Raw genomic sequence first — 21,581 nt, forward strand, 5'->3', positions numbered from 1 at the left:
TCATTCTGCAAGCATCAGGTTCCCGCCCGCGACGATGACAGCGGGGCCGGTCAGGTAGCTGGTCTCCTCGGTGAGCGTGACGACGACGGTGCCGCCGGGCACCTCGATCGTCCACTTGCCAGTGGTCTCCCCACTCAGGCCCGCCGCCGCGACGGCGGTGGCGACCGTACCGGTGCCGCAGGAGCGGGTCTCGCCCGAGCCGCGCTCGAAGACGCGCATGACCGCGCGGCTGGGGCCGACCGCGTTGAACAGCTCGATGTTGACGCCGCTGGGGAAGACCCCCGGGTCGAAGCCGGGCTGGTGGGTCAGGTCGAGCTGGACGACCGGGTCGCCGATGGGGCAGGCCAGGTGCGGGTTGCCGATGTCGACGTGGACGCCTTCGTACTCGTGACCGGCGACGGTGGTGACGCTGTGGCCGCGGACGACGGGCTTGCCCATGTCGACGGTGACGTCGCCGTTGTCCTCGATGCGGATCTTCCTGACGCCGCCCCTGGTCGCCACGCTGAAGTCGCTCTCCCCGACCAGCCCCGTCTCGACGAGGTAGCGGGCGAAGACGCGCGCGCCGTTGCCGCACATCTCGGCCATGCTGCCGTCGGCGTTGCGGTAGTCCATGAACCACTCGGCCGTGGCGGCCTGGTCGGCCACCTCGGGGCTCAGCTTGGTGCGGACCACGCGCAGGACGCCGTCGGCGCCGATCCCGGAGCGCCGTTCGCAGATCTTGGCGACCAGCACGGCGGACAAGTCGAGCTCGCCCTCGGGGTCAGGGAGGATGACGAAATCGTTCTCGGTGCCGTGACCCTTGAGGAAGCGCATTTGACCATTTTATGCGGAGCCTTGGCCGGCGATCCGCGCCAGGGACCGGTCCAGCAGGTCAGGGGCGTCGTAGGGCAGCCAGTGGACCCGCGGATCGCGGCGGAACCACGACTCCTGGCGGCGGGCGAAGCGCCTGGTCGCCCGGACGGTCTCGGCGAACGCCTGCTCCTCGGTCCACTCGCCGTCGAGGAAGCGCGCCACCTGGGCGTAGCCCAGCGCGCGGCTCGCCGTACGCCCCTCGGCCAAGCCCTGCCCGAGCAGCGCCCGCACCTCGTCGACCAGGCCCGCTGCCCACATGCGCCCGACCCGGACCTCGATCCGCTCGTCGAGCTCCGGCCTGGGCACCTCCAGCCCGATCTGCACGCTCGGATAGAGCGCCTCGAACGACGGCATGGTGGCCGAGAACGGGCGGCCCGAATGCTCGATCACCTCCAGCGCACGCACGATGCGGCGGCCGTTGCTCGGCAGGATCGCCGAGGCGGCGGCCGGATCGGCCGCCCGCAGCCGCTCGTACAGCGGTGCCGGGCCGCGTTCGGCCAGCTCGGCCTCCAGCCGGGCCCTGATCTCCGGGTCGGTGCCGGGGAAGTCCAGGTCGTCGATGGCCGCGCGCACGTAGAGCCCGCTGCCGCCGACCAGCACGGGTGCCGCCAGTGACTCGATGAGCGGCCTGGCCAGCTTCTGGTATTCGGCCACGCTGGCGGTCTCGGTGACGTCCCAGATGTCGAGCAGATGGTGCGGCACCCCCCGCTGCTCGGCCGGGGACAGTTTCGCCGTGCCTATGTCCATCCCTCGATAGAGCTGCATCGAGTCGGCGTTGATGCACTCGCCCCCGAGCCGAAGCGCGAGATCCACGGCGAGATCGGACTTTCCGGCGGCCGTGGGGCCCACGACGGCGATGACTGGCTGCTGACGCACACCGACAAGTGTGTCAACTGTCCGGGTATGGACAGACCGTTAGAGATCGAGCGTCTAGAGATCGAGCGTTTAGAGATCGAGAAGGGTCGGCTGCAGGTATCCCTCGTGGGTCAGCAGCCAGCGCTTGGTCTCCACGCCCTCGCCGCCGCTGAAGCCGCCCAGCCCGTTGCCCGCGACGACGCGGTGGCAGGGCACCACGATCGGGATCGGGTTCGAGCCCATGATCGAGCCGATGCCGCGGGCCGGCACTCGCGAACCGCTCCGCTCGGCCAGCTCTCCGTAGGTGACGGCGGTGCCGTACGGGATGCCGTGCAGGGTTTTGAGCACCTGGCGCCGCGACCCGGAGGTCAGGCGCCAGTCGATCGGGGTCTCGAACGTACGCAGGTCACCGGCGAAGTAGGCGTTCAGCTCGGCGACGGCGAAGGCCGTGCGCTCGGGGTCGTCCACCTCGGTCAGATCCGCGAGCCGCTCCCCCGGATGCGTCCGGGAGCCCCATCCCGTGGCGGCCAGGCCGACCTCGGTCACCGCCAGCACGAACGGCCCTACCGGCGTCGGCACCTCGGCGAACGCGACCGTACCCATCATGTCCTCCCCTGGGGGAATTGCTCCCGGCATAAACACTAGGCGACTCCGGGATGGCCATGTGGCAAAGGCTCTTCAGGGCTGGGAATCCGTGTTGTTACCGTCACACCATGTCAGCACCGAGCGCCACCGCACTCGACCGGATCCCCGGCTGGTTCTGGCCCGCCGACCAGCGCCTTTTCGGCTGGTTTCTGTCGGCCGACGCGCCGGGCGACCTTCTGGAGCTCGGGACGTACCTCGGTAAGAGCGCGGTCCTGATCGGCGACCACCTGCGTCCGGGCGAGACGTTCACGGTCTGCGACCTGTTCGAGTCGGAAGCGCCGGACGCCGCGAACGAGGCCGAGACCACCGGCTCCTACTCCACCCTCACCCGGCAACGCTTCGAACAGAACTACCTGAGCGTCCACGACAGCCTGCCGGAGATCGTCCACGGGCCGACCTCGGTGATCCAGAACCACGTCAAGGCGGACTCCTGCCGGTTCGTCCACGTCGACGCCTCGCACCTCTACGCGCACGTCAAGGAGGACGTCCTGGCGGCGCGGACGGTGTTGCGGGGTGACGGGATCGTCGCCTTCGACGACTACCGCAGCGAGCACACGCCGGGCGTCGCGCTGGCGGTCTGGGAGGCGGTCGCCGGGCTCGGACTGTCCCCGATCTGCGTCAGCTCGCACAAGCTGTACGCCACCTGGGGCGATCCCGTCCCCGTCCAGCGGCGCCTGCTGGCATGGCTGGCGGCCACGCCCGAGCTCTGGCACACCACGGACGTGCTCGGCGAACGCGAACTCGTCCGCGTCAACCGGCGCAAGAAGCCGCCCGCACCGGCCGGTGAGCTGGGCGAGCTGGGCCGGCTCAGCGCCGAGCTCAAGCGCACGGCGGCGGACCTGAAGAAGACCGCGGCCGAATCCCGCACCACCGTCCAGGCGCTGAAGACGGCCACCAAGGAGATCAGCCTGGTCGGACCCGTCGTCCACCGCGCGGTCCGCTGGACCCGCAGACGCCTCACCCGGCGCTGACGGTCTACCATCGCGCTCGTGTCATCCCGTGAACTCGTCATCCTGGGAACCTCCAGCGCGGTGCCCACGCGGCACCGCAACCACAACGGTTACCTGCTGCGCTGGGACGGCCAGGGGTTCCTGTTCGACCCGGGCGAGGGCACGCAGCGGCAGATGGTGCACGCGGGGGTCAGCGCCAACGACGTCCACTGGCTGTGCCTGACCCACTTCCACGGCGATCACTGCCTGGGCGTGCCCGGCGTGGTGCAGCGCATCGCGCGTGACAAGGTCCGGCATCCCGTACGAGCGGTCTATCCCGCCTCCGGCGCCGGCTACTGGCAGCGGCTCCGGCATGCCGCCGTCTTCGCCGACACCACGGTCATCGAGGAGCAGCCGGTCAGCGGCGAGCAGGCCACGATCGGCCCGCTGACCGCCCGCCGCCTGTCCCACCCCGTCGAGTCCTACGGCTACCGCCTCCAGGAGGCGTCCAGCCGCCGCATGCTGCCCGACAAGCTGGCATCTTTCGGTATTCGCGGGCCGGAAATCAGCGAACTCCAGCGCACCGGGTCCGTACGCGGCATCACCCTCGACCAGTGCAGCGTCCCCAAGCCGGGCCAGAGCGCCGCCTTCATCATGGACACCCGTCTGTGCGACGCCGTCTTCGAGCTCGCCTCCGGCACCGATCTGCTGGTGATCGAGTCGACGTTCCTGTCCGCCGAGAGCGCCCTGGCCAAGGAGTACGGCCATCTCACCGCGTTCGAGGCCGGTCTCGTCGCCGCCGACGCCGGTGTGCGCCGCCTGGTGCTGACCCACTTCTCCGAACGCTACGGCTTCGCCGACGAGCCCGCCTTCCTCAGCGACGTACGGCGTAGCTATGACGGCGAGGTCATCCTGGCCCGCGACCTGATGAAGATCCCCGTCCCGCGACGACACCCGTAGATCACGGGACCAGCGGGCGCACCTCTTCGGCCACGAACCGGACGAAACCCTCGAGGTCGGGCTCATCGGCCGTCGGCTGAAGCACCACGGTGTCGCCTCCGGCGTCCGCCAGCCGTTGTACGGCCTCGGCCACCGTGCCCGCGTCCCCGGCGACCCCGAAGTCCGGTTTACCAGCATCGCCCCAGCGCTCGAGTTCGGCCTTGAGCCGTCCGGCCGCGTCCGGCCCAGTCGCCGCGTGCAAGTGCAAGATCACCTCGTGGCGGTCGGTACGCCCGGCCGCCGCCCGCCCCTCGTCGATGAGCCCACGAGCCCGCCGTACCTCGTCGGGCGGAGTTCCGGCGACCAGGATGGTGCCGTCGGCGGCCTCGCCGGACAGGCGCAGCGAGCGCGGCCCGATCGCCCCGGCGAGCACCGGAGGCGCCGTCTCCGGCGGCCAGTCGAGAGCGACGTCGTCGAGCCGCACGTAACGGCCCTCCACCGTGACCCGCTCGCCGCGCAGCAGCGCCCGCAGGGCCGCGAGGTGCTCGCGCAGCAGGGTCACGGGCGAGTCCACCCGCGCGCCGGCCTGCGCCATCCACTCCTGTACACCGTGACCGACGCCCAGCACGACCCGCCCCGGGAACAGCCGGTGGAGCGTGGCCGCCTCCATGGCGGTCAGGGCGACGTTCCGCAGGGGCACCGGGAGCAGGCCGACGCCGACGCGCAGCCGTTCGGTCCAGGCCAGGGCCGCGGCCGCGCTGGCGATGCCGCTCTGGGAGAAGCAGTCCTCCCAGAGCCACAGCTCATCCAGCCCCGCCTCCTCCGCGGCACGGGCCACGCCGCGCATCCGTTCGGGAGGTAGCTGAGGCCGGAACACGGCACCGAGAGCAGTCATGAGATCTTTCCTACCCGCCCGCACCCGGACCGGACAACAGCCGTTAGACCAGGATCCGAGTGAGCAGGTCGTGCAGCTGGTCGCGTTCGGCGGCGTCGAGGGGGGCGAGGAGCTCGTCCTGGATGGCTCGCGCCTCCCGCGTCAGGCGGGTGAGTTCGCGCCGTCCCCGGGCGGTGATGGTGACGGTGACCCTGCGGCGGTCGCCGGGGTCGCGAGCGCGCTCGACGAAGCCGGGCGCCGAGAGCTCGTCCAGGACCTTGACCACGTCGCTGGGGTCGATGCCGAGCCTGGCCGACAGGTCGCGCTGGGCGTGCGGCCCGAAATCGGCCAACGCCGCCAGCACGGCCATGTGCCACATGCGCAGCCCATCTGCCGCCAGCCGCGCGGCCAGCCGGCCTCTGGCCGCCTTCCCGGTCTTCGACAGCAGATACGTGGTGAGTCCGAGCAGGCTCGGCGGCAGCGCTTCCATCCTGAATATTGTAGGGTCAGTCCCAATAATAGGTCTCGACCCACTATTTCAGGAGATTTCCGTATGGACGTGCTACATCCTCGGCTGCTGGTTTCGGCGTTCGCGGAGTGCTTCGCCTTCTATGACGCGGTCCTGCCAGAGGTGCTCGGGGCGAACCTCGCGAAGGGCGGCCCGGACGGTCCCTACGCGCACTGGGACGTGGGCTCTGAGGGGGTGCTGTCCATGCTCGACCGTGGCCTCATGCCCGAGGTCGCCGGCGCCCTGCCGGTGAACGCCGCCGCCCAGGATCGCGTCATGCTCGTCAGCCGGGTGGCCGACGTCGACCGGGCGTACGCCGTCTGCCTGGCCCACGGCGGCCGGTCCGTCGCGGAGCCCGCGGACCGGCCCGGTTGGGGTCTGCGCGCCGCTCACATCCGTGACCCGGAAGGCAATCTGGTGGAATTTCAGTCCTACTGAGCAGGTACGCGGTCACTCGTACGGGCTGCGGCCCTCGTCGATCGCCCGGATCAGGCCGCGAGCGTACTCATACGCCGCCCGGTGCAGACCGCCCCCGTAGCTGACCCTGGCCACCCCCAGCTCGGCCAGCCCGGTCAAATCCGGGACGCCCGGCCGGAACAGCACGTTCACCGGGCCGCCGACCTCGCTCACCAGGGCCCGGATCTCCTCCGCGTCGCCGAGGCCGATCGGGTACACGCAGTCGGCGCCGGCCTCCAGGTAGCGCCGCGCCCGCGCCACCGCCGCCTCCCGTGACCCGTCGCCGTGCAGATAGGTGTCGACTCTGGCGTTGATCACCAGCCCCGCCCCGGCGGCGGCCCGCACACCGGCCAGGAACTCGGCCTGTGCCTCCACGTCGACGAGCACGTCGGTGCGGGGGTCGGAGTCCTCCAGGTTGCAGCCGACCGCTCCCGCCGCGGCCAGGCGTTCGACCAGCTCGGCCGGCTTCAGGCCGTAGCCGCGCTCGACATCCGCCGTCACGGGCACGTCCACCACGCGCGTGATGCGGGCCACGGCGGCCATCATCTCGTCGACGGGGGTACCCTCGCCGTCCTCGTAGCCCAGCACCTGGGAGACGGCCGCGCTTCCCGTGGCGATCACCGGGAAACCGGCCTCCTGTACGGCTCGCGCGGACGCCGCGTCCCAGACATTGGGCAGCACCAGCGGGTTGCCGGGCACGTGGAGAGCGCGCAGCAGAGCCGCCTTGTCAGTGGTCATGCGGGCAGCGTAGAAAGGAAGCGGCTCCCACCAAAGGGCCAATGACCCGGGGAACCGCCAAGCCACTTGGCCGGAGGACCGCCGAGCCACTCGGCCCGAGGACCGCCGAGCCATTTGGTGTGGGGACCGCTGAGCCGTTTGGCGCGGGGGACCGCCGAGTCGCTGGACCGGTCAGCAGCCGCTCTTCGAGCACTGTCCGATGACCTGACCCGCCGGGCCGTCCGCCGGGCTCTCGCCCGCGGACTCCTGCGCCGGGTTGGTCGGGGCTGACGTGGGCTTCTTGCCGTTCTGGGCCGGAGGCGTGGTGCGCGTGTCGGTGCCCGCCGACCCCTTGTCGAGGCCGGTGTCCGCCTTACCCGTGTCAGCCGTGTCGGCGGTGCCCGTGTCGGTATCGGTCAAGGGCTCGTCGGCCGGGGTGCGGGCGTCGGGGGCGTCCGTCTTGGCGTCGCCCATGGACGCCTCTTCGTCTTGCTGGAGTTCGTCAGCGGTGGCGGACTGGCTCGACTGGCCCGCCTGACCGGTCGGCGTTGTGGGCTGGCCGGGGCCGCCTGCCAGCGCGAAGCCGATGCCGCCCGCCGCGAGCACGGCGACGAGGGCCGACGCGGCGATGACGACGGTCTTCTTGTTGGTGGTGGACCTGGCTTTTCTGGCAGGTCTCGGCATATCGCCCGGCCCGGTGAGGATCTCCTGGCGATCCGGCTCCATCGGATCTTGCATGGTGGTGCGACTCCCTGCGGTCGTATCGGGAAAGCTCGCCGGCTTCCGCGGGTGATGGACCACACTAGCCGCAGGAGTGGAATGCTCGCGCACCAATCACAAAGGAATCACGACTTGTCACCACTTCATGCCATTCGGCCAGGTCGTCGTGACCGCCTGGCAGCCGCGGCAGGTGTGGCCGGGGTGATCGTCATCGCCGCGCTCGGTATTTTCCTGGCGTTCACGGGATCGCAAAGTCCCGAGGGGGAAAAGGCGCCGAAAAATGATCAGGAAAGCGGGCTTTCCCATGGATCAAGCATTACGCCGGCGAGTCGTCCGCCGGTCCCGACGTCGTGGCCCTCGTACGCCAACCCAGCCGACAGCCTGGCCGCCGACAGCGGCCCACCCCCGGAGAACGGCCCGACTCCCGACGAGGGTCTGACACCCGAGGACGGCCTGACACCCGAGAAGGACCTCGCGCCCGAGGAGGACCTGGCGCCCAAGCAGATCAAGGCGCGCCCGCGGCCCGTGCCCTCGCCAAGCCCGGGAATAGGTGAAGCGCTGCCACCGCCCGCGCGAAGGGACAGCGCCACACCGAGCGGCCCGGCGGGCAGGACGCGGGCGCCCAGATCCGTGCCGACCCCGCCGAAGAGCACGGACCCCGAACCGGCCGCACCGGCGACCGTGAGCACCGCCCAGCCGACCCTGGCCACCGCGCAGGCCCCCCGGACAAGCGCGTCCACGCAAAGACCGGCGCCTTCCGTACCCCTGGGAACCGACCCGTGCGCGACCTTCCTCGACTTCCGCCGCGACTACTGCTACCGGCTCCTCGGCCGATGACTCTCCCCCGAAGGGGACATCCCACCGCAGGGGCCCCGGCCACAACGGACCGGTCCGTCACACGACCGCCTCGATCCCTGTGACGGTCTGTCGTGGCTGGGGGCCTTTGGAGGGACACCCCCCTTCGGGGGGCGGATGAGAATCGCCCAGAGACCCCTGCGGACGCAGCCCCAGGAAGCCGACGCCGGGCGCGGATGAGGACCGCCCAGGTACGCAGTGCCGGGAAACCGATGCCCTAGGAAGCCGAGCACGCCCCAGCAGCGGGCACCGACGGCGGGCGGCCGATGGTGGGCATGCCGAGTGAGACCCCCTTGGCCGGAGCCGGGGCGCCCTGCCGCGCCTCCCAGGCGTCACCGGCCCGCGTACGGCGTACCGACGCCACCGGCCCGTCGGCCACCAGGTGGTGCGGAGCCGCGTACGTGACCTCGACCGTGACCATGTCACCCGGCCGCGGCGTATGGTCGCCGACCGCGAAGTGCACCAGGCGGTTGTCGGCGGCGCGGCCGGACAGCCGCCGCGTGGCGTCGTCCTTGCGACCCTCGCCCTCGGCGACCAGGACCTCCAGCGTCCGTCCCACCTGCTTGCGGTTCTCCGCCCAGGAGATCTCCTCCTGCAGCGCGACCAGGCGCTCGTAACGCTCCTGGACGACCGCCTTGGGGATCTGGTCGTCCATGGTCGCCGCGGGCGTGCCGGGCCGGATGGAGTACTGGAAGGTGAAGGCGTTGGCGAAGCGGCTCTCGCGTACGACGTCGAGGGTGGCCTGGAAGTCCTCCTCCGTCTCGCCGGGGAAGCCGACGATGATGTCGGTGGAGATGGCCGCGTCAGGCATGGCCGCGCGGACCCGCTCGATGATGCCGAGGTAGCGCTCGGCCCGGTAGGAGCGGCGCATCGCCTTCAGCAGGCGCGAGGAGCCCGACTGCAGCGGCATGTGGAGCTGGTGCATGACGTTGGGCGTCTCGGCCATGGCGGCGATCACGTCGTCGGTGAAGGCGGCCGGGTGCGGCGAGGTGAAGCGGACCCGCTCCAGCCCGTCGATGCCGCCGCAGGCGCGCAGGAGCTTGCCGAACGCCAGCCGGTCACCGAACTCGACGCCGTAGGTGTTGACGTTCTGGCCGAGCAGCGTGACCTCGAGAACGCCCTGATCCACCAATGTCTGGACTTCGGCGAGAACGTCGCCGGGACGCCGGTCCTTCTCCTTGCCCCGCAGCGACGGCACGATGCAGAACGTGCAGGTGTTGTTGCACCCGACCGAGATCGCGACCCAGGCGGCGTAGGCGGACTCCCGCTTGGTGGGCAGCGTCGAGGGGAAGACCTCGAGCGACTCCTTGAGCTCGACCTGCGCCTCGCCCTGGATGCGGGCCCGCTCCAGCAGCACCGGCAGCGCCCCGATGTTGTGGGTGCCGAATACCACGTCGACCCACGGCGCCTTACGGACGATCTCGCCCTGGTCCTTCTGGGCCAGGCAGCCGCCCACGGCGATCTGCATCCGGGGGTTGCTCACCTTGGCCGGTCGCAAGTGGCCGAGGTTGCCGTAGAGGCGGTTGTCGGCGTTCTCGCGTACGGCGCACGTGTTGAACACCACGACGTCGGCGGTATCGCCCTCGGCCGCGGCCACGTAGCCGGCGTCCTCCAGCAGGCCGGAAAGGCGTTCGGAGTCGTGCACGTTCATCTGGCACCCGTATGTGCGCACTTCATAGGTGCGGGGGCTCTCCTGGGTCACAGTCATCGCACGTCCAAGGGTAGTCCTTGTCCGGCTTGCGGCGGTCGTAGGATCTAAAACACCAGCTTGATGGCATGATGTGATCGGATCGGTACCGCTCGGTTAGTGACCAGCGTCCTAATGGCCCCTAGGTTTTGCACATGACGGAGAACGGGGACGTCACTCCACTTGTAAAGTTGGAGCACGTCAACAAGCACTTCGGGGCTCTGCACGTCCTGAAGGACATCAACCTGACCGTTTCCCGTGGCGAGGTCCTGGTCGTGATCGGCCCTTCGGGTGGCGGCAAGTCCACCCTGTGCCGGGCCGTCAACCGGCTGGAGACCATCGACGGCGGGCAGATCATCTTCGACGGTCAGCCGCTGCCGGAAGAGGGCAAGGCACTGGCCAAGCTCCGCTCCGAAGTGGGCATGGTCTTCCAGTCGTTCAACCTGTTCGCCCACAAGACGATTCGCGAGAACGTCACGCTGGGGCCGATCAAGGTGCGCAAGAAGGCCCGCGACGCCGCCGAGACGCGCGCCATGGAGCTGCTCGAACGGGTGGGCATCGCCGCTCAGGCGGATAAATACCCGGCGCAGCTCTCCGGCGGGCAGCAGCAGCGCGTCGCCATCGCCAGGGCGCTTGCCATGGACCCGAAGATGATCCTGTTCGACGAGCCGACGTCGGCGCTGGACCCGGAGATGGTCCAGGAGGTGCTCGACGTCATGATCGGGCTGGCTCGCGACGGGATGACGATGATGGTCGTCACGCACGAGATGGGGTTCGCGAGAAGAGCCGCGAACCGGGTGGTGTTCATGGCCGACGGCCAGATCGTCGAAGAGAACACCCCCGACGAGTTCTTCACCAACGCCCAGACAGACCGGGCCAAGGACTTCCTTTCGAAGATCCTCACGCATTGATCCCAGTCCGCAGCAGGAAGATTGAGGTAACCACTATGCAGATGCGTCGAACTGGGGCCGTGTTCGCCGTCACGGCCATGGCGGTCGGTCTTGCCGCGTGTGGCGGTGGAGGCAGTTACACCAACGTCGTGGACAAGCTCAAGGGAGCCAAGGAGATCACCGTCGGCACCAAATGGGACCAGCCGAGCCTGGGCCTGAAAAAGGGTGGCGGTGACCCTGAGGGCTTCGACGTGGACGTCGCCAAGTACATCGTGAAGGAGCTGGCCGGCGGCCAGGATGTGAAGATCACGTGGAAGGAGTCGCCCTCGTCCAACCGCGAGGCGCTGCTCGCCAACGGCACCGTGGACATCATCTTCGCCACTTACTCCATCACCGACGCGCGCAAGCCGAAGGTCACCTTCGGCGGCCCATACGTCGTCGTCCACCAGGACACCATGGTCCGTGCCGACGCCGCGGACATCACCAAGGCGACGGACCTCAAGGACAAGCGGATCTGCCAGGCGCAGGGCTCCAACTCCTACAAGCGGATCACCGACCCGCCGCCGGACGGCAAGCTCAACCTGCCCGCCAAGCTCGTCGGTGCCAGCAACTACTCCGAGTGCGTGCAGAAGCTCAGTGGTGGCAACCTGGACGCGGTCACCACCGACAACCTGATCCTGGCCGGCTTCGCCAGCCAGGACCCGGGCAAGTACAAGCTGCTCAACGACCCCTTCACGGACGAGAAGTACGGCATCGGCCTGAAGAAGGGCGACAAGACGACCTGCGAGGCCGTCAACAAGGCCGTCGCCAAGATGTGGCAGGACGGCACGGCCACCCAGCTGCTCACGAAGTGGTTCGGCAAGACCGGCCTGGACCTGCCCAAGGAGGCCCCACCGGCCGAGGGTTGCGCCTGATCCTCACCCCACGCGGCGGCCGGTGATCCGGCCGCCGCCGCCGTTCTCACTGGTGGAGCACGATGGACGAACTAATTCAGTACGGTCCCGACCTGGCCGTCGGGTTCCTGAACAACGTTAAGCTCTCGCTGATCATCGCGGTCTTCTCGCTGATCGTCGGCACTATCCTGGCCGCCATGCGAGTCTCGCCCACCCCGGTCCTGCGGGCCGCGGGCACGGCGTACGTCAACCTCGTGCGCAACACTCCGCTCACGCTGGTGCTGGCCTTCTGCTACCTCGGGCTCAGCGACACCCTCGGGCTGATCTTCTCCACCGAGGTGCCGCTGACGAACTCGTTCTGGCTGGCCGTGCTGGGCATGTCGGCCTACACCGCGGCGTTCGTCTGCGAGGCCCTGCGGTCCGGCATCAACACCGTGCCCATTGGGCAGGCCGAGGCGGCCCGCGCGATCGGGCTCACCTTCAGCCAGTCGATCAGGCTCATCATCTTCCCGCAGGCCTTCCGGGCGGTCATCGCCCCGCTGGGCAGCGTCCTGATCGCCCTGATCAAGAACACGACTGTGGTGGCGGCCGCGGGTTACACCGTGGACGTCGCCGCGACGATGAGGGAGACGTTCGACACCACCGGCGTCTCGATCCCCATCTTCCTCGGCATCGTGGTCGCGTTCCTGGTACTCATCCTGCCGATCGGCTGGTACACCGGCTGGCTGGCCAGGAGATTGGCGGTGGCCCGATGAGCGCGTCCGTCCTCTTCGACACGCCTGGCCCGCGCGGCAGGCTGCGCAACCACCTCATCACCGGGGTCTCCGCGCTGGTCCTGCTGGCGGCCCTCGGCTGGGTGCTGCTGAAGTTCAACGAGAAGGGCCAGTTCAAGGCCTCCTTGTGGGAGCCGTTCACCACCGAGACCGTCTGGGTGGACTTCATCCTGCCCGGTCTGGTGGGCACGCTCACCGCGGCCGTGCTCGGCGCCGTCCTGGCACTGCTCTTCGGTGCGGTCTTCGGCATCGCCAGGCTCTCCGACCACCGGTGGATCAGACTCCCCGCCGCCTGGATCGTGGAGCTCTTCCGGGCGATCCCGCTGCTCCTGCTGATCTTCTTCATCTGGTTCCTGGCGCCCGACGTGTTCGGCGGCGGTGACTACGCGCTGTTCGCGATCGTGCTCGGTCTCACGCTCTACAACGGGTCGGTGCTGGCCGAGGTGGTCAGGGCGGGCATCAACTCGATCCCGAAGGGCCAGTCCGAGGCGGCGTACGCGGTCGGGCTGCGCAAGGGCGGCGTGATGCGGTTGATCCTGCTGCCGCAGGGCCTCACGGTGATGATGCCCGCGGTGGTCAGCCAACTCGTGGTCCTGCTCAAGGACACCGCGCTGGGCTACTTCATCGTCTATGTCGACCTGCTGAACATGGGCTTCAAGACGCTGCCGTCGGTCTATCCCGGCACGAAGCTGGTGGCGGCGATCGTCATCGGCGTCATCTACATCCTCATGGCCATGGCGCTCAGCGCGTTCGCCACGTGGCTGGAGAAGCGCAGCCGACGCAGCCGCAAGACCACGGCCGGTCCGCTCGAGCCGCCGGGCGCGGTGCCGCTGCCCCCGGGGCAGCCGGATATGGGCGGCAGCGTCATGACGCAGTAACCGACGTCGACCAACGTCATCAAGCGATCATCGCGCATTGCCGGTGACGGGAGTGGGGTGGTCACCGGGCTACGGTGATCGAAGCGGGGTGGTCACCGGAGTGAGGTGATCACCCCGCACTCTTGCCGATCTTCCGGCAGGATGCGTCTATGCCCTTCTGGCGCTCCCCCATCTCGACCACCGACGTCGCCCGGTCCGGCCGGCGGCTCGGCTGGCCGACCGCGCTCGACGGCCAGGTGTGGTGGACGGAGGACCGCCCTGACGAGGGCGGACGCACCACGGTCATGCACCGCGCCGCCGACGGCACCTGCCGCGAGCTGCTGCCCGAGCCGTGGAGCGCCCGCACCCGCGTGCACGAATACGGCGGGCGGCCCTACGCGGTGACCCCCGAGGGCCACGTGATCTTCGCCTGTCTCGCCGACCAGCGTCTCTACCTGCTCAAGGACCGCGCCGGCCGCACCGACCGCGCTGATTCCGCCGACCGCGCGGGTCGCCCCGATCTCGCCGACGAGCCCGTCCCGCTCACCCCCGAAGGCGACCGCTACGCCGACCTGCTGGTCCGTGACGACCAGGTCTGGTGCGTACGCGAGCGGCACACCGACGACGGAAAGACGACCAGGGCCGTCGTCTCGACCCCGGTCGGCGGCGGTGAGACGCGCGAATGGGTCACCGGCGGCGACTTCTACGCCTCCCCCGTCATCTCTCCCGATGGACAACATCTCGCTTACATCACCTGGAACCATCCGCGCATGCCATGGACCGGCACCGAGCTCCGCGTCACCCGCCTGTCCGACGGCACATCGTGGACCGTGGGCGGCAGCCCGTCCGAGTCCGTGCTCGCGCCCAGTTGGAAGGACGACGGCCACCTCTACCTGATCTCCGACCGCTCCGGCTGGTGGAACCTCTACCAGACCGGCCTCCATGACCTCTCGCCGCAGCCGCTCCATCCTCTGGAGGAGGAGTTCGCCTGGCCGCCGTGGACGCTGGGCGGCCTGCCCTACGCCGTGCTCGGCGACGGACGGCTCGCGGTGCTGCACGGGCGCGGTGACCTGCGGCTCGGCATCCTCGACCCCGAGACGGGCCGGCTCGCCGACCTCGACCCGCCGGGCGACGGGTGGGATCCGGTGCTGGCCGCCGACGGCACCCACGTGACCGGCATCGCGTACGGCGCCGCGCTCCCGAAGTCGGTCATCCGCGTCGACACCGTCACCGGCCAGGCCGAGACCCTCAGGCGCGACCTCGACGAGTTGCCCGACCTCGCCTGCCTGCCCATGCCCCGGCCGGTGGAGATGGGGCACCGGGTGCACGGCTTCCTCTATCCGCCGTCCAACCCGGCCGCCGAGGACTCGGCGGACGCTCCTCCGTACGTGCTGTTCGTGCACGGCGGTCCGACGGCGCACGAGGGCACGGCGCTGGACCTGGAGAAGGCGTACCTCACCTCACGCGGCATCGGCGTGCTCGACGTCAACTACGGCGGGTCCAGCGGCTACGGCCGGGCCTACCGCGATCGGCTGAAGGGGCAGTGGGGCGTCGTCGACGTCGAGGACACGATCGCGGCCGCCGAATGGCTGGTGGCCGAGGGGCTGGCCGATCCCGGGCGCATCGCGGTGCGCGGCGGCAGCGCGGGCGGCTGGACCGTGATGGCGGCCTGCTGCCGTTCGGAGGTGTTCGCGGGGGGCGTGTCCTACTACGGTGTCAGCGCGCTGGCCCCGCTCCATGCCCACACCCATGATTTCGAGTCGCGTTACGTGGAGTGGCTGGTCGGCCCGGAGGACCCGCGGCTCTACGCCGAGCGCGAGCCGCTGGCGCTGGTCGACGGCGTCTCCTGCCCGATGCTGCTGCTCCAGGGGCTCGACGATCCCGTGGTGCCGCCCGAGCAGTCGGCGGCCTTCGCCGACGCGCTGGCCGAGCGCGGCGTCCCGTGCACCTATCTGGCGTTCGAGGGCGAGTCGCACGGTTTCCGCCGCACCGAGACGAGGGCCACCGCCCTGGCCGCGGAACTGGCGTTCTACCAGCAGATTTTCAGCTGATTCTCGCTTTCGTCGCCATCAATCACGGTTCTTAGACAGAACCGGTATCACTCGGCGGTCGCTACTCGCCAACGGTTGAATAACCGTCCTCGACACCGCCCTCCCCAAGTGGATTGCTCGAAGGAGCAGCACGTAGGGCGCGCCTCGCGGCCACGAAGCGCGCCCCACTGGCCAGCCATACATCCCCATCTCGGCACGAGGGAGGGCCAGATGGCCAGCTTGCGCCATCTCAGCATCGCCGTGGTGGCCGCGGCAAGTCTGCTCGCCGCCGCCTGCGCCACGGACACCGGCACGAACGGCTCGGCACCGCCGACAGCGCCCCAGGACACCGGCAAGCCCTTGTCGGGCGGCACGATCAGGCTGGTGGGCGGCGGCGACGTCGACCATCTCGATCCCACCAGCTCCTACTACACGGTCACCAACGGCATCCTGCGCGGTTACGCGCGCCAGCTGTTCAACCTGAACGGCGTGGCCAAGGAGTCCGACACCACCAAGGGCTTCGCCGTCGTCCCTGACGTCGCCACCGAACTGCCGACGACCGCCAACGGCGGCCTCAGCGCCGACCACCTCACGTACACGATCAAGCTGCGGGACGGCGTCCAGTGGGACACCCAGCCGCCGCGGGCGGTGACCGCGGGCGACTTCGTCCGCGGCTTCAAGCGGCTCTGCAACCCGGTGGCCGGAGCGGGGGCGCCCGGCTACTACACCAGCACGATCAAGGGCATGGCCGCCTACTGCGCTGCCTACGGCAAGGCGTTCGAGAAGGCCAAGCCCACGGCGGCGGCGCTGGCGGCCTTCCAGAACTCGCACGACATCGCCGGTGTTCAGGCCAAGGATGACAAGACGATCGTGTTCACGCTGGTCCAGCCGGCGGGCGACTTCCTCAACATCCTGTCGCTGAACTTCTCCTCGGCCGCGCCCCAGGAGTACGACCAGTACGTCCCGGACGACGCCACCTTCCGCCAGCACGTGATCTCCGACGGCCCATACAAGATCACCCAGTACGTGGCCACCAAGTCGATCAGGCTGGAGCGGAACCCCGCCTGGACGCAGACGGCCGACCCGATCAGGCATCAGTACGTCAACGCCGTCGACGTCAAGATGGGCGTCACCGAGCCCGACGCGGTGCAGCAGCAGATCGAGGCGGGCAGCGCGGACCTGTCCTGGGACCTGCCGGTGCCGACCGCCCAGATCCCGCGGCTGAAGAGCGGCGACCCCGACTTCAAGATCTTCCCGGGCGCCGTGACGAACCCGTATCTCGTCTTCAACCAGCAGAGCAAGAACGAGAACGGCGCCATGGGCAAGGTCAAGGTCCGCCAGGCCATCGAGTACGCGATCAACAAGGTGGCCATCGCCAAGATCTACGGCGGTGCCGACGTGGCGACCCCGCTGCACACGGCCATCCCACCGGGCAACATCGGCTACCAGGAGTACAACCCGTACCCGACGCCCGGCGACCAGGGCGACCCGGCCAAGTGCAAGCAGTTGCTCGCCGAGGCGGGCTACCCGAACGGGATGACGCTCATCGGCGCGTTCCGCAACGCGGGCAACCACCCGGCCAACTTCCAGTCCTACTCGGCCGACCTGCAGAAGTGCGGGATCACCGTCAAGGGCCTGCCCGTACGGCAGGGCGACTACTACGGCGCGTTCCTGCAGAACCCGACCATCGCCAAGGACAGCAAGTGGGACATCTCAGCCCCCGGCTGGGTGCCCGACTGGTACGGCAACAACGGCCGCGCCGTCTCCCAGCCACTGTTCCAGACCAACTGCACGCCGGGCACGAGCAACTACGGCTGCTACAGCAACCCCAAGGTGGACGCCCTCATCAAGCAGGCGCTGGCCGAGCCCGACGCGACCAAGGCGGCCGGACTCTGGCACCAGGTCGACCAGACGGTGATGGCCGACGCGGTGATCGTGCCGTTCAACAACCAGAACACGCCGATCTACAAGAGCAAGCGGGTGCGCAACGCGCTGTATCTTCCCGCGTTCCAGCTCTACGACATCACCAACCTCTGGCTTGACCCCAACTCGCCATGACCGTGCGGCGCCCTGCGGGACTCCCGCGGGGCGCTGTGAGGGAGGAACATGAGCCTGCTAGAGGTGACGGACCTGAAGGTGACCTTCCCCACCTCCGACGGCCTGGTCCAGGCGGTGCGGGGACTGTCGTTCACCGTCGACCGCGGCCGGACGCTGGCGATCGTCGGCGAGTCCGGAAGCGGCAAGACCGTGAGCACCCAGGCCATCCTCGGCCTCTCCCCCGGAGCCGACATATCCGGCACCGCCCTGTTCGAGGGGGTGGACCTACTCGAACTGGACCGCGAGCAGCTACGCCGCATCCGCGGGGCGGAGATCAGCGTGGTCTTCCAGGACCCGCTGACCAGCCTGCACCCGCTCTACAAGGTCGGCCGGCAGATCGAGGAGCTCTTCCACGTCCACCGGCCCGGCACCAGCCGCGCCGAGGCCCGCAAACGCGCGATCGAGCTGCTCGGCCTGGTCGGCATCCCCCGGCCGGACCGGCGGGTGGACGACTACCCGCACCAGTTCTCCGGCGGCATGCGGCAGCGGGCGATGATCGCCATGTCGCTGGCGCTGAACCCGAAGCTCATCGTCGCGGACGAGCCGACCACCGCGCTCGACGCGACCGTCCAGGCGCAGATCCTCGAGCTCATCGGCCGGGTTCAGGCCGAGTTCGACATCGCGCTCATCCTCATCACCCATGATCTCGGCGTCGTGGCGGGGATCGCCGATGAGGTGCTGGTCATGTACGCGGGCCTGGTGGCCGAGCGGGCCGATCGCCGCACCCTCTACTACCGCCCGCACCACCCCTACACCAAGGGCCTGCTGGAGTCGATCCCGGGCAGCACCGGGGCCCGGGGCGAACGGCTGCGGCCCATCCCCGGCTCCCCGCCGTCGCTGATCGACCTCCCCTCGGGCTGCGCCTTCCACCCGCGCTGCCCGTACGCCATGCCGGTCTGCGCGGCCGAACGGCCGCCGCCGGCCAGGGTCACGGGCGGCGGCGGGCACGCCTCGGCCTGCTGGCTGCCCCACGAGGCGGTCGGGCTCGGCCCGGAGGCCGACGCGCTGCGACTGCAGGCGAAGGAGGCCTGATGCTCCTCGAAGTCGAGAACGTCGTCAAACACTTCCCCATCACCACCGGCCTGCTGGTCAAGCACACGATCGGGCAGGTGCGCGCGGTCGACGGGGTGAGCTTCGACCTGTCGCCGGGCGAGACCCTCGGGCTGGTCGGCGAGACCGGCTGCGGCAAGTCGACGCTCGCCCGCTGCGTCGCGGGCCTGCATCCGATCACCTCGGGCCGGGTCCGCTTCGACGGCGACGACATCACGAACCTGCCCAGAGCCAGGATGCGGGCCTACCGGCGCGACATCCAGGTCATCTTCCAGGACCCCTACGGCTCACTGAACCCGCGCCGGCGCGTCGGCTCGATCATCGCCGACCCGCTCGTCGTCCACCGGGTGAGCCGCGGCGCCGAGCTGCGCCGTACCGTACAGGAGCTGATGGAACGGGTGGGGCTCAACCCCGAGCACTACAACCGCTTCCCCGCGGAGTTCTCCGGCGGGCAGCGGCAGCGGATCGGGGTGGCCAGGGCGCTCGCGCTGCGGCCCCGGCTGATCATCTGCGACGAGCCGGTGTCCGCGCTGGACGTGTCCATTCAGGCGCAGATCCTCAATCTGCTGAAGGACCTGCAGGACGAGTTCGGGCTGACGTATCTGTTCATCGCGCACGACCTGTCGGTGGTGCGGCACATCAGCGACCGGATCGCGGTCATGTACCTGGGCAAGTTCGTCGAACTCGCGGGGGCCGACGAGCTGCACGAACATCCCCGGCATCCCTACACCAACGCCCTCCTTTCCGCCACGGCCGTGGCTGACCCGGACGAGGCCGAACGGCGGCGGCGCATCATCCTCACGGGCGACGTCCCCTCGCCGATCGACCCGCCGTCGGGCTGCCGCTTCCATCCCCGGTGCCCGAAGGCGCGGGAGCGCTGCTCAACGGAGGAACCGCCGCTGGCGCTCCGGGACCACCTGGTGGCCTGCCACTTCCCCGTCGAGGCAGGCGAGGACTTGACCGCTTCCGGTTCCGGGGGGAGGCCCGCATGACGCTCACCGAGATCAGACCGGACGCGGTCAGCGACCGGACGATCGCCGGCCGCAGCCCGTGGCAGCTCGCCTGGGCCAGGATCAGGACCGACAAGGTCGCGCTGGTCTCCGGCCTGATCGTGGTCCTGCTCTGCCTGCTGGCGCTGGCGGCCCCGCTCATCGCCGCCTGGAACGGCCACGACCCGGACGAGCAGTTCCGCGACACCGGCATCACCGCGCAGGGGCTGCCGATCGCGCCGAACGGCACGTTCTGGTTCGGCACCGACCGGCTCGGCCGCGACCTGTTCATCAGGGTTCTGTACGGGGCGCGGGTCTCGCTGCTGGTCGGCGTGGTCGCCACCGGGCTGGCGGCGCTGGTGGGCGTCGTCGTCGGCCTGCTGGCCGGCTACTACGGCGGCGTCATCGACACCGTGCTGTCCCGGCTCATGGACGTGGTGCTGTCGTTCCCGTACCTGATCTTCGCGATCGCGGTCGTCTCGATCGCCGGGCCGTCACTGACCGCGACGATCGGGGTGATCGCTTTCTACTCGTGGGCGGCCATCGCGCGGGTCGTACGCGGCCAGACGCTCTCGCTGAAGGAACGCGAGTACGTCGAGGCCGCCCGGTCCATCGGCTGCGGCGATCTCCGGATCATGTTCGTCGACATCCTGCCGAACCTGCTCGCCCCGGTCATCGTCCTGACCACGCTACTCGTGCCGGCGGCCATCGTCTTCGAGTCGACGCTGTCGTTCCTCGGACTCGGCATCGTGCCGCCCACCCCCTCCTGGGGCAACCTGCTCAGCGAGGCGCAGGGCTTCTACCGGGTCGCCTACTGGTACCTGGGCTTCCCCGCGGCCACCCTGCTGCTCACCACCCTCGCCTTCAACCTGGTCGGCGACGGCATCAGGGACGCCATCGACCCGCGCATGGAACGCCTGTTCAGCCGCCGCGGCCGTGGTGACCGCCGTGACCGCCGCCGTCGTCGTAAGGGGGCCTGATGCTCCGCAGATTCCTGATCCGGCGGGCGCTGCTCGGCGTGCTCGTCCTGTGGCTGGTCACGCTGGGCACGTTCCTGCTGTTCTTCGTCGCCCCCAGCGACCCCGCCAGAACGCTGGCCGGTCGCCAGGCCACCCCCGAGCAGGTGGAGCTCATCCGCCACAACCTCGGCCTGGACCGCCCGATCCTCGTCCAATACCTCGACTACCTGAACCGCCTCATCCACGGCGACCTCGGCCAGTCGTACTTCTCCGGCGAATCCATCGGCAAGCTCCTCTCCCAGGACTTCCCGCCCACGGCCTCGCTCGTGATCGGCGGCGCGATCCTCTGGGTCGTCATCGGCGTGGGCGCCGGAGTCATCAGCGCCACCCGGGCGCGCTCCTTGCTGGACCGCGTCGTGACGTTCCTGGCCCTGGCCGCCGTGTCCATGCCCACCTTCGTGGTCGGCCTGCTCCTGTTGTACTTCCTGTTCTTCCAGCTCTCCATGGCCGGGGCGCCGCTGCTGCCGCCGGACTCGTACGTGCCACTCACCGACAGCCCCGGCGAATGGGCCCGCCACCTGATCCTGCCCTGGATCACGCTCGCCATGGTCCAGGCCGCCTCCTACGTACGGCTGACGCGCGGGTCGATGCTGGACATCCTCGGCGAGGACTACATCCGCACGGCCCGCGCCAAGGGCGTCCCCGAGGGCCAGGTCATCTACCGGCACGGCTTACGCGCCGCCCTGACGCCGGTGGTGACGCAACTCGGCGTCGACGTGGGCACGCTGATCGGCGGGGTGGTGGTGACGGAATCGGTCTTCGGCCTCGGCGGCATCGGGCAGGCGGTGGTACAGGCGTTCGTCAGCGGCGACCTCCCGGTCATCATGGGCGTCGTCGTCCTCGCCACCACGGCCGTCGTCGTGGCCAACCTCTTGGTGGACATCACCTACGGCCTCCTGGACCCCCGCATCCGCCTGGCCTGACCCGCCGCCCTCCTACCAACCGC

22 protein-coding genes are annotated in these 21,581 nt (G+C 69.6%); 14 read left to right on the forward strand and 8 right to left on the reverse strand.

The features are described 5' to 3' along the window. From dapF to AB0L53_RS40705, 3 genes are all read right to left on the reverse strand, one after another. On the reverse strand, positions 1 to 813 hold the full coding sequence (gene dapF, locus AB0L53_RS40695) for a diaminopimelate epimerase (RefSeq protein ID WP_364006206.1): 813 nt from the start codon (positions 811 to 813) through the stop codon (positions 1 to 3). Between the two features lie 9 nt (positions 814 to 822). Continuing rightward, the gene (gene miaA, locus AB0L53_RS40700; protein WP_364006209.1) at positions 823 to 1,728 is read right to left on the reverse strand and encodes a tRNA (adenosine(37)-N6)-dimethylallyltransferase MiaA; all 906 of its coding nucleotides are present in this window, start codon (positions 1,726 to 1,728) and stop codon (positions 823 to 825) included. A 69-nt stretch (positions 1,729 to 1,797) separates the two neighbouring features. Further along, on the reverse strand, positions 1,798 to 2,313 hold the full coding sequence (locus tag AB0L53_RS40705) for a methylated-DNA--[protein]-cysteine S-methyltransferase (RefSeq protein WP_358535431.1): 516 nt from the start codon (positions 2,311 to 2,313) through the stop codon (positions 1,798 to 1,800). Positions 2,314 to 2,420: 107 nt separating this feature from the next. On the opposite strand from AB0L53_RS40705, the gene AB0L53_RS40710 reads away from it, so the two are divergent. Both AB0L53_RS40710 and AB0L53_RS40715 read left to right on the forward strand, forming a co-directional pair. Next, positions 2,421 to 3,323: a class I SAM-dependent methyltransferase gene (locus AB0L53_RS40710; protein WP_364006212.1), complete on the forward strand. Its 903-nt coding sequence runs from the start codon at positions 2,421 to 2,423 to the stop codon at positions 3,321 to 3,323. A gap of 18 nt (positions 3,324 to 3,341) precedes the next feature. Beyond that, on the forward strand, positions 3,342 to 4,241 hold the full coding sequence (locus AB0L53_RS40715) for a ribonuclease Z (RefSeq protein WP_364006215.1): 900 nt from the start codon (positions 3,342 to 3,344) through the stop codon (positions 4,239 to 4,241). A 1-nt stretch (position 4,242) separates the two neighbouring features. On the opposite strand, the gene AB0L53_RS40720 is transcribed toward AB0L53_RS40715, so the two are convergent. After that, on the reverse strand, positions 4,243 to 5,115 hold the full coding sequence (locus AB0L53_RS40720; protein WP_364006218.1) for an LLM class flavin-dependent oxidoreductase: 873 nt from the start codon (positions 5,113 to 5,115) through the stop codon (positions 4,243 to 4,245). A 43-nt stretch (positions 5,116 to 5,158) separates the two neighbouring features. Continuing rightward, a complete protein-coding gene (locus AB0L53_RS40725) occupies positions 5,159 to 5,584 on the reverse strand; it encodes a MarR family winged helix-turn-helix transcriptional regulator (protein ID WP_358174385.1) in 426 nt (141 codons plus the stop codon). Between the two features lie 63 nt (positions 5,585 to 5,647). Here AB0L53_RS40725 and AB0L53_RS40730 point away from each other — a divergent pair, with 63 nt between their 5' ends. After that, positions 5,648 to 6,040: a VOC family protein gene (locus tag AB0L53_RS40730; RefSeq protein ID WP_358436114.1), complete on the forward strand. Its 393-nt coding sequence runs from the start codon at positions 5,648 to 5,650 to the stop codon at positions 6,038 to 6,040. A 12-nt stretch (positions 6,041 to 6,052) separates the two neighbouring features. Here AB0L53_RS40730 and AB0L53_RS40735 read toward each other — a convergent pair whose 3' ends face one another. Together AB0L53_RS40735 and AB0L53_RS40740 are read right to left on the reverse strand one after the other, a co-directional pair. Then, positions 6,053 to 6,796 carry an isocitrate lyase/phosphoenolpyruvate mutase family protein gene (locus AB0L53_RS40735; RefSeq protein WP_364006222.1) on the reverse strand — a complete coding sequence of 248 codons (744 nt, stop codon included), beginning with the start codon at positions 6,794 to 6,796 and terminating at the stop codon, positions 6,053 to 6,055. 171 nt (positions 6,797 to 6,967) lie between these two features. Beyond that, a complete protein-coding gene (locus tag AB0L53_RS40740) occupies positions 6,968 to 7,513 on the reverse strand; it encodes a hypothetical protein (RefSeq protein WP_364006225.1) in 546 nt (181 codons plus the stop codon). A 183-nt stretch (positions 7,514 to 7,696) separates the two neighbouring features. On the opposite strand from AB0L53_RS40740, the gene AB0L53_RS40745 reads away from it, so the two are divergent. After that, on the forward strand, positions 7,697 to 8,332 hold the full coding sequence (locus AB0L53_RS40745; RefSeq protein WP_364006228.1) for a hypothetical protein: 636 nt from the start codon (positions 7,697 to 7,699) through the stop codon (positions 8,330 to 8,332). A 235-nt stretch (positions 8,333 to 8,567) separates the two neighbouring features. On the opposite strand, the gene miaB is transcribed toward AB0L53_RS40745, so the two are convergent. Then, positions 8,568 to 10,058, reverse strand: a complete 1,491-nt coding sequence (gene miaB, locus AB0L53_RS40750; protein ID WP_364006231.1) for a tRNA (N6-isopentenyl adenosine(37)-C2)-methylthiotransferase MiaB — start codon at positions 10,056 to 10,058, stop codon at positions 8,568 to 8,570. 134 nt (positions 10,059 to 10,192) lie between these two features. Between miaB and AB0L53_RS40755 the strand changes: the two genes are divergently transcribed. The 10 genes from AB0L53_RS40755 to AB0L53_RS40800 all read left to right on the forward strand — a co-directional run bounded on the left by AB0L53_RS40755 (position 10,193) and on the right by AB0L53_RS40800 (position 21,558). After that, positions 10,193 to 10,948: an amino acid ABC transporter ATP-binding protein gene (locus AB0L53_RS40755; RefSeq protein ID WP_225290675.1), complete on the forward strand. Its 756-nt coding sequence runs from the start codon at positions 10,193 to 10,195 to the stop codon at positions 10,946 to 10,948. Positions 10,949 to 10,989: 41 nt separating this feature from the next. After that, positions 10,990 to 11,841, forward strand: coding sequence for a glutamate ABC transporter substrate-binding protein (locus tag AB0L53_RS40760; RefSeq protein WP_364006234.1), 852 nt, complete (start codon positions 10,990 to 10,992; stop codon positions 11,839 to 11,841). Between the two features lie 62 nt (positions 11,842 to 11,903). Continuing rightward, the gene (locus tag AB0L53_RS40765) at positions 11,904 to 12,575 is read left to right on the forward strand and encodes an amino acid ABC transporter permease (protein ID WP_364006237.1); all 672 of its coding nucleotides are present in this window, start codon (positions 11,904 to 11,906) and stop codon (positions 12,573 to 12,575) included. Further along, the gene (locus AB0L53_RS40770) at positions 12,572 to 13,471 is read left to right on the forward strand and encodes an amino acid ABC transporter permease (protein ID WP_364006240.1); all 900 of its coding nucleotides are present in this window, start codon (positions 12,572 to 12,574) and stop codon (positions 13,469 to 13,471) included. The genes AB0L53_RS40765 and AB0L53_RS40770 overlap by 4 nt, the downstream gene beginning before the upstream one ends. 149 nt (positions 13,472 to 13,620) lie before the next feature. After that, entirely contained in the window at positions 13,621 to 15,501 is a 1,881-nt protein-coding gene (locus AB0L53_RS40775) for a prolyl oligopeptidase family serine peptidase (RefSeq protein ID WP_364006242.1), read from the forward strand. 210 nt (positions 15,502 to 15,711) lie between these two features. Beyond that, entirely contained in the window at positions 15,712 to 17,538 is a 1,827-nt protein-coding gene (locus tag AB0L53_RS40780) for an ABC transporter substrate-binding protein (protein ID WP_364006244.1), read from the forward strand. 48 nt (positions 17,539 to 17,586) lie between these two features. Further along, complete coding sequence (locus tag AB0L53_RS40785; protein ID WP_358436142.1) at positions 17,587 to 18,609, forward strand: ABC transporter ATP-binding protein; 1,023 nt, start codon at positions 17,587 to 17,589, stop codon at positions 18,607 to 18,609. Continuing rightward, on the forward strand, positions 18,609 to 19,619 hold the full coding sequence (locus tag AB0L53_RS40790; protein WP_364006248.1) for a dipeptide ABC transporter ATP-binding protein: 1,011 nt from the start codon (positions 18,609 to 18,611) through the stop codon (positions 19,617 to 19,619). The genes AB0L53_RS40785 and AB0L53_RS40790 overlap by 1 nt, the downstream gene beginning before the upstream one ends. Continuing rightward, complete coding sequence (locus AB0L53_RS40795; protein ID WP_364006251.1) at positions 19,616 to 20,596, forward strand: ABC transporter permease; 981 nt, start codon at positions 19,616 to 19,618, stop codon at positions 20,594 to 20,596. The genes AB0L53_RS40790 and AB0L53_RS40795 overlap by 4 nt, the downstream gene beginning before the upstream one ends. Next, positions 20,596 to 21,558: an ABC transporter permease gene (locus AB0L53_RS40800; RefSeq protein WP_364006254.1), complete on the forward strand. Its 963-nt coding sequence runs from the start codon at positions 20,596 to 20,598 to the stop codon at positions 21,556 to 21,558. The genes AB0L53_RS40795 and AB0L53_RS40800 overlap by 1 nt, the downstream gene beginning before the upstream one ends. The last annotated feature ends 23 nt before the right edge of the window (positions 21,559 to 21,581 follow it).

The sequence above is a fragment of the Nonomuraea sp. NPDC052129 genome, assembly GCF_040680095.1.
Taxonomy (GTDB): Bacteria; Actinomycetota; Actinomycetes; order Streptosporangiales; family Streptosporangiaceae; genus Nonomuraea.

Coding starts and splice junctions, on each gene's coding strand:
- dapF (WP_364006206.1), bottom strand. CDS start 813: ATGCGCTTCCTCAAGGGTCACGGCACCGAGAACGATTTCGTCATCCTC.
- AB0L53_RS40705 (WP_358535431.1), bottom strand. CDS start 2,313: ATGATGGGTACGGTCGCGTTCGCCGAGGTGCCGACGCCGGTAGGGCCG.
- AB0L53_RS40710 (WP_364006212.1), top strand. CDS start 2,421: ATGTCAGCACCGAGCGCCACCGCACTCGACCGGATCCCCGGCTGGTTC.
- AB0L53_RS40720 (WP_364006218.1), bottom strand. CDS start 5,115: ATGACTGCTCTCGGTGCCGTGTTCCGGCCTCAGCTACCTCCCGAACGG.
- AB0L53_RS40725 (WP_358174385.1), bottom strand. CDS start 5,584: ATGGAAGCGCTGCCGCCGAGCCTGCTCGGACTCACCACGTATCTGCTG.
- AB0L53_RS40730 (WP_358436114.1), top strand. CDS start 5,648: ATGGACGTGCTACATCCTCGGCTGCTGGTTTCGGCGTTCGCGGAGTGC.
- AB0L53_RS40735 (WP_364006222.1), bottom strand. CDS start 6,796: ATGACCACTGACAAGGCGGCTCTGCTGCGCGCTCTCCACGTGCCCGGC.
- AB0L53_RS40740 (WP_364006225.1), bottom strand. CDS start 7,513: ATGCAAGATCCGATGGAGCCGGATCGCCAGGAGATCCTCACCGGGCCG.
- miaB (WP_364006231.1), bottom strand. CDS start 10,058: ATGACTGTGACCCAGGAGAGCCCCCGCACCTATGAAGTGCGCACATAC.
- AB0L53_RS40755 (WP_225290675.1), top strand. CDS start 10,193: ATGACGGAGAACGGGGACGTCACTCCACTTGTAAAGTTGGAGCACGTC.
- AB0L53_RS40760 (WP_364006234.1), top strand. CDS start 10,990: ATGCGTCGAACTGGGGCCGTGTTCGCCGTCACGGCCATGGCGGTCGGT.
- AB0L53_RS40765 (WP_364006237.1), top strand. CDS start 11,904: ATGGACGAACTAATTCAGTACGGTCCCGACCTGGCCGTCGGGTTCCTG.
- AB0L53_RS40770 (WP_364006240.1), top strand. CDS start 12,572: ATGAGCGCGTCCGTCCTCTTCGACACGCCTGGCCCGCGCGGCAGGCTG.
- AB0L53_RS40775 (WP_364006242.1), top strand. CDS start 13,621: ATGCCCTTCTGGCGCTCCCCCATCTCGACCACCGACGTCGCCCGGTCC.
- AB0L53_RS40780 (WP_364006244.1), top strand. CDS start 15,712: ATGGCCAGCTTGCGCCATCTCAGCATCGCCGTGGTGGCCGCGGCAAGT.
- AB0L53_RS40785 (WP_358436142.1), top strand. CDS start 17,587: ATGAGCCTGCTAGAGGTGACGGACCTGAAGGTGACCTTCCCCACCTCC.
- AB0L53_RS40790 (WP_364006248.1), top strand. CDS start 18,609: ATGCTCCTCGAAGTCGAGAACGTCGTCAAACACTTCCCCATCACCACC.
- AB0L53_RS40795 (WP_364006251.1), top strand. CDS start 19,616: ATGACGCTCACCGAGATCAGACCGGACGCGGTCAGCGACCGGACGATC.
- AB0L53_RS40800 (WP_364006254.1), top strand. CDS start 20,596: ATGCTCCGCAGATTCCTGATCCGGCGGGCGCTGCTCGGCGTGCTCGTC.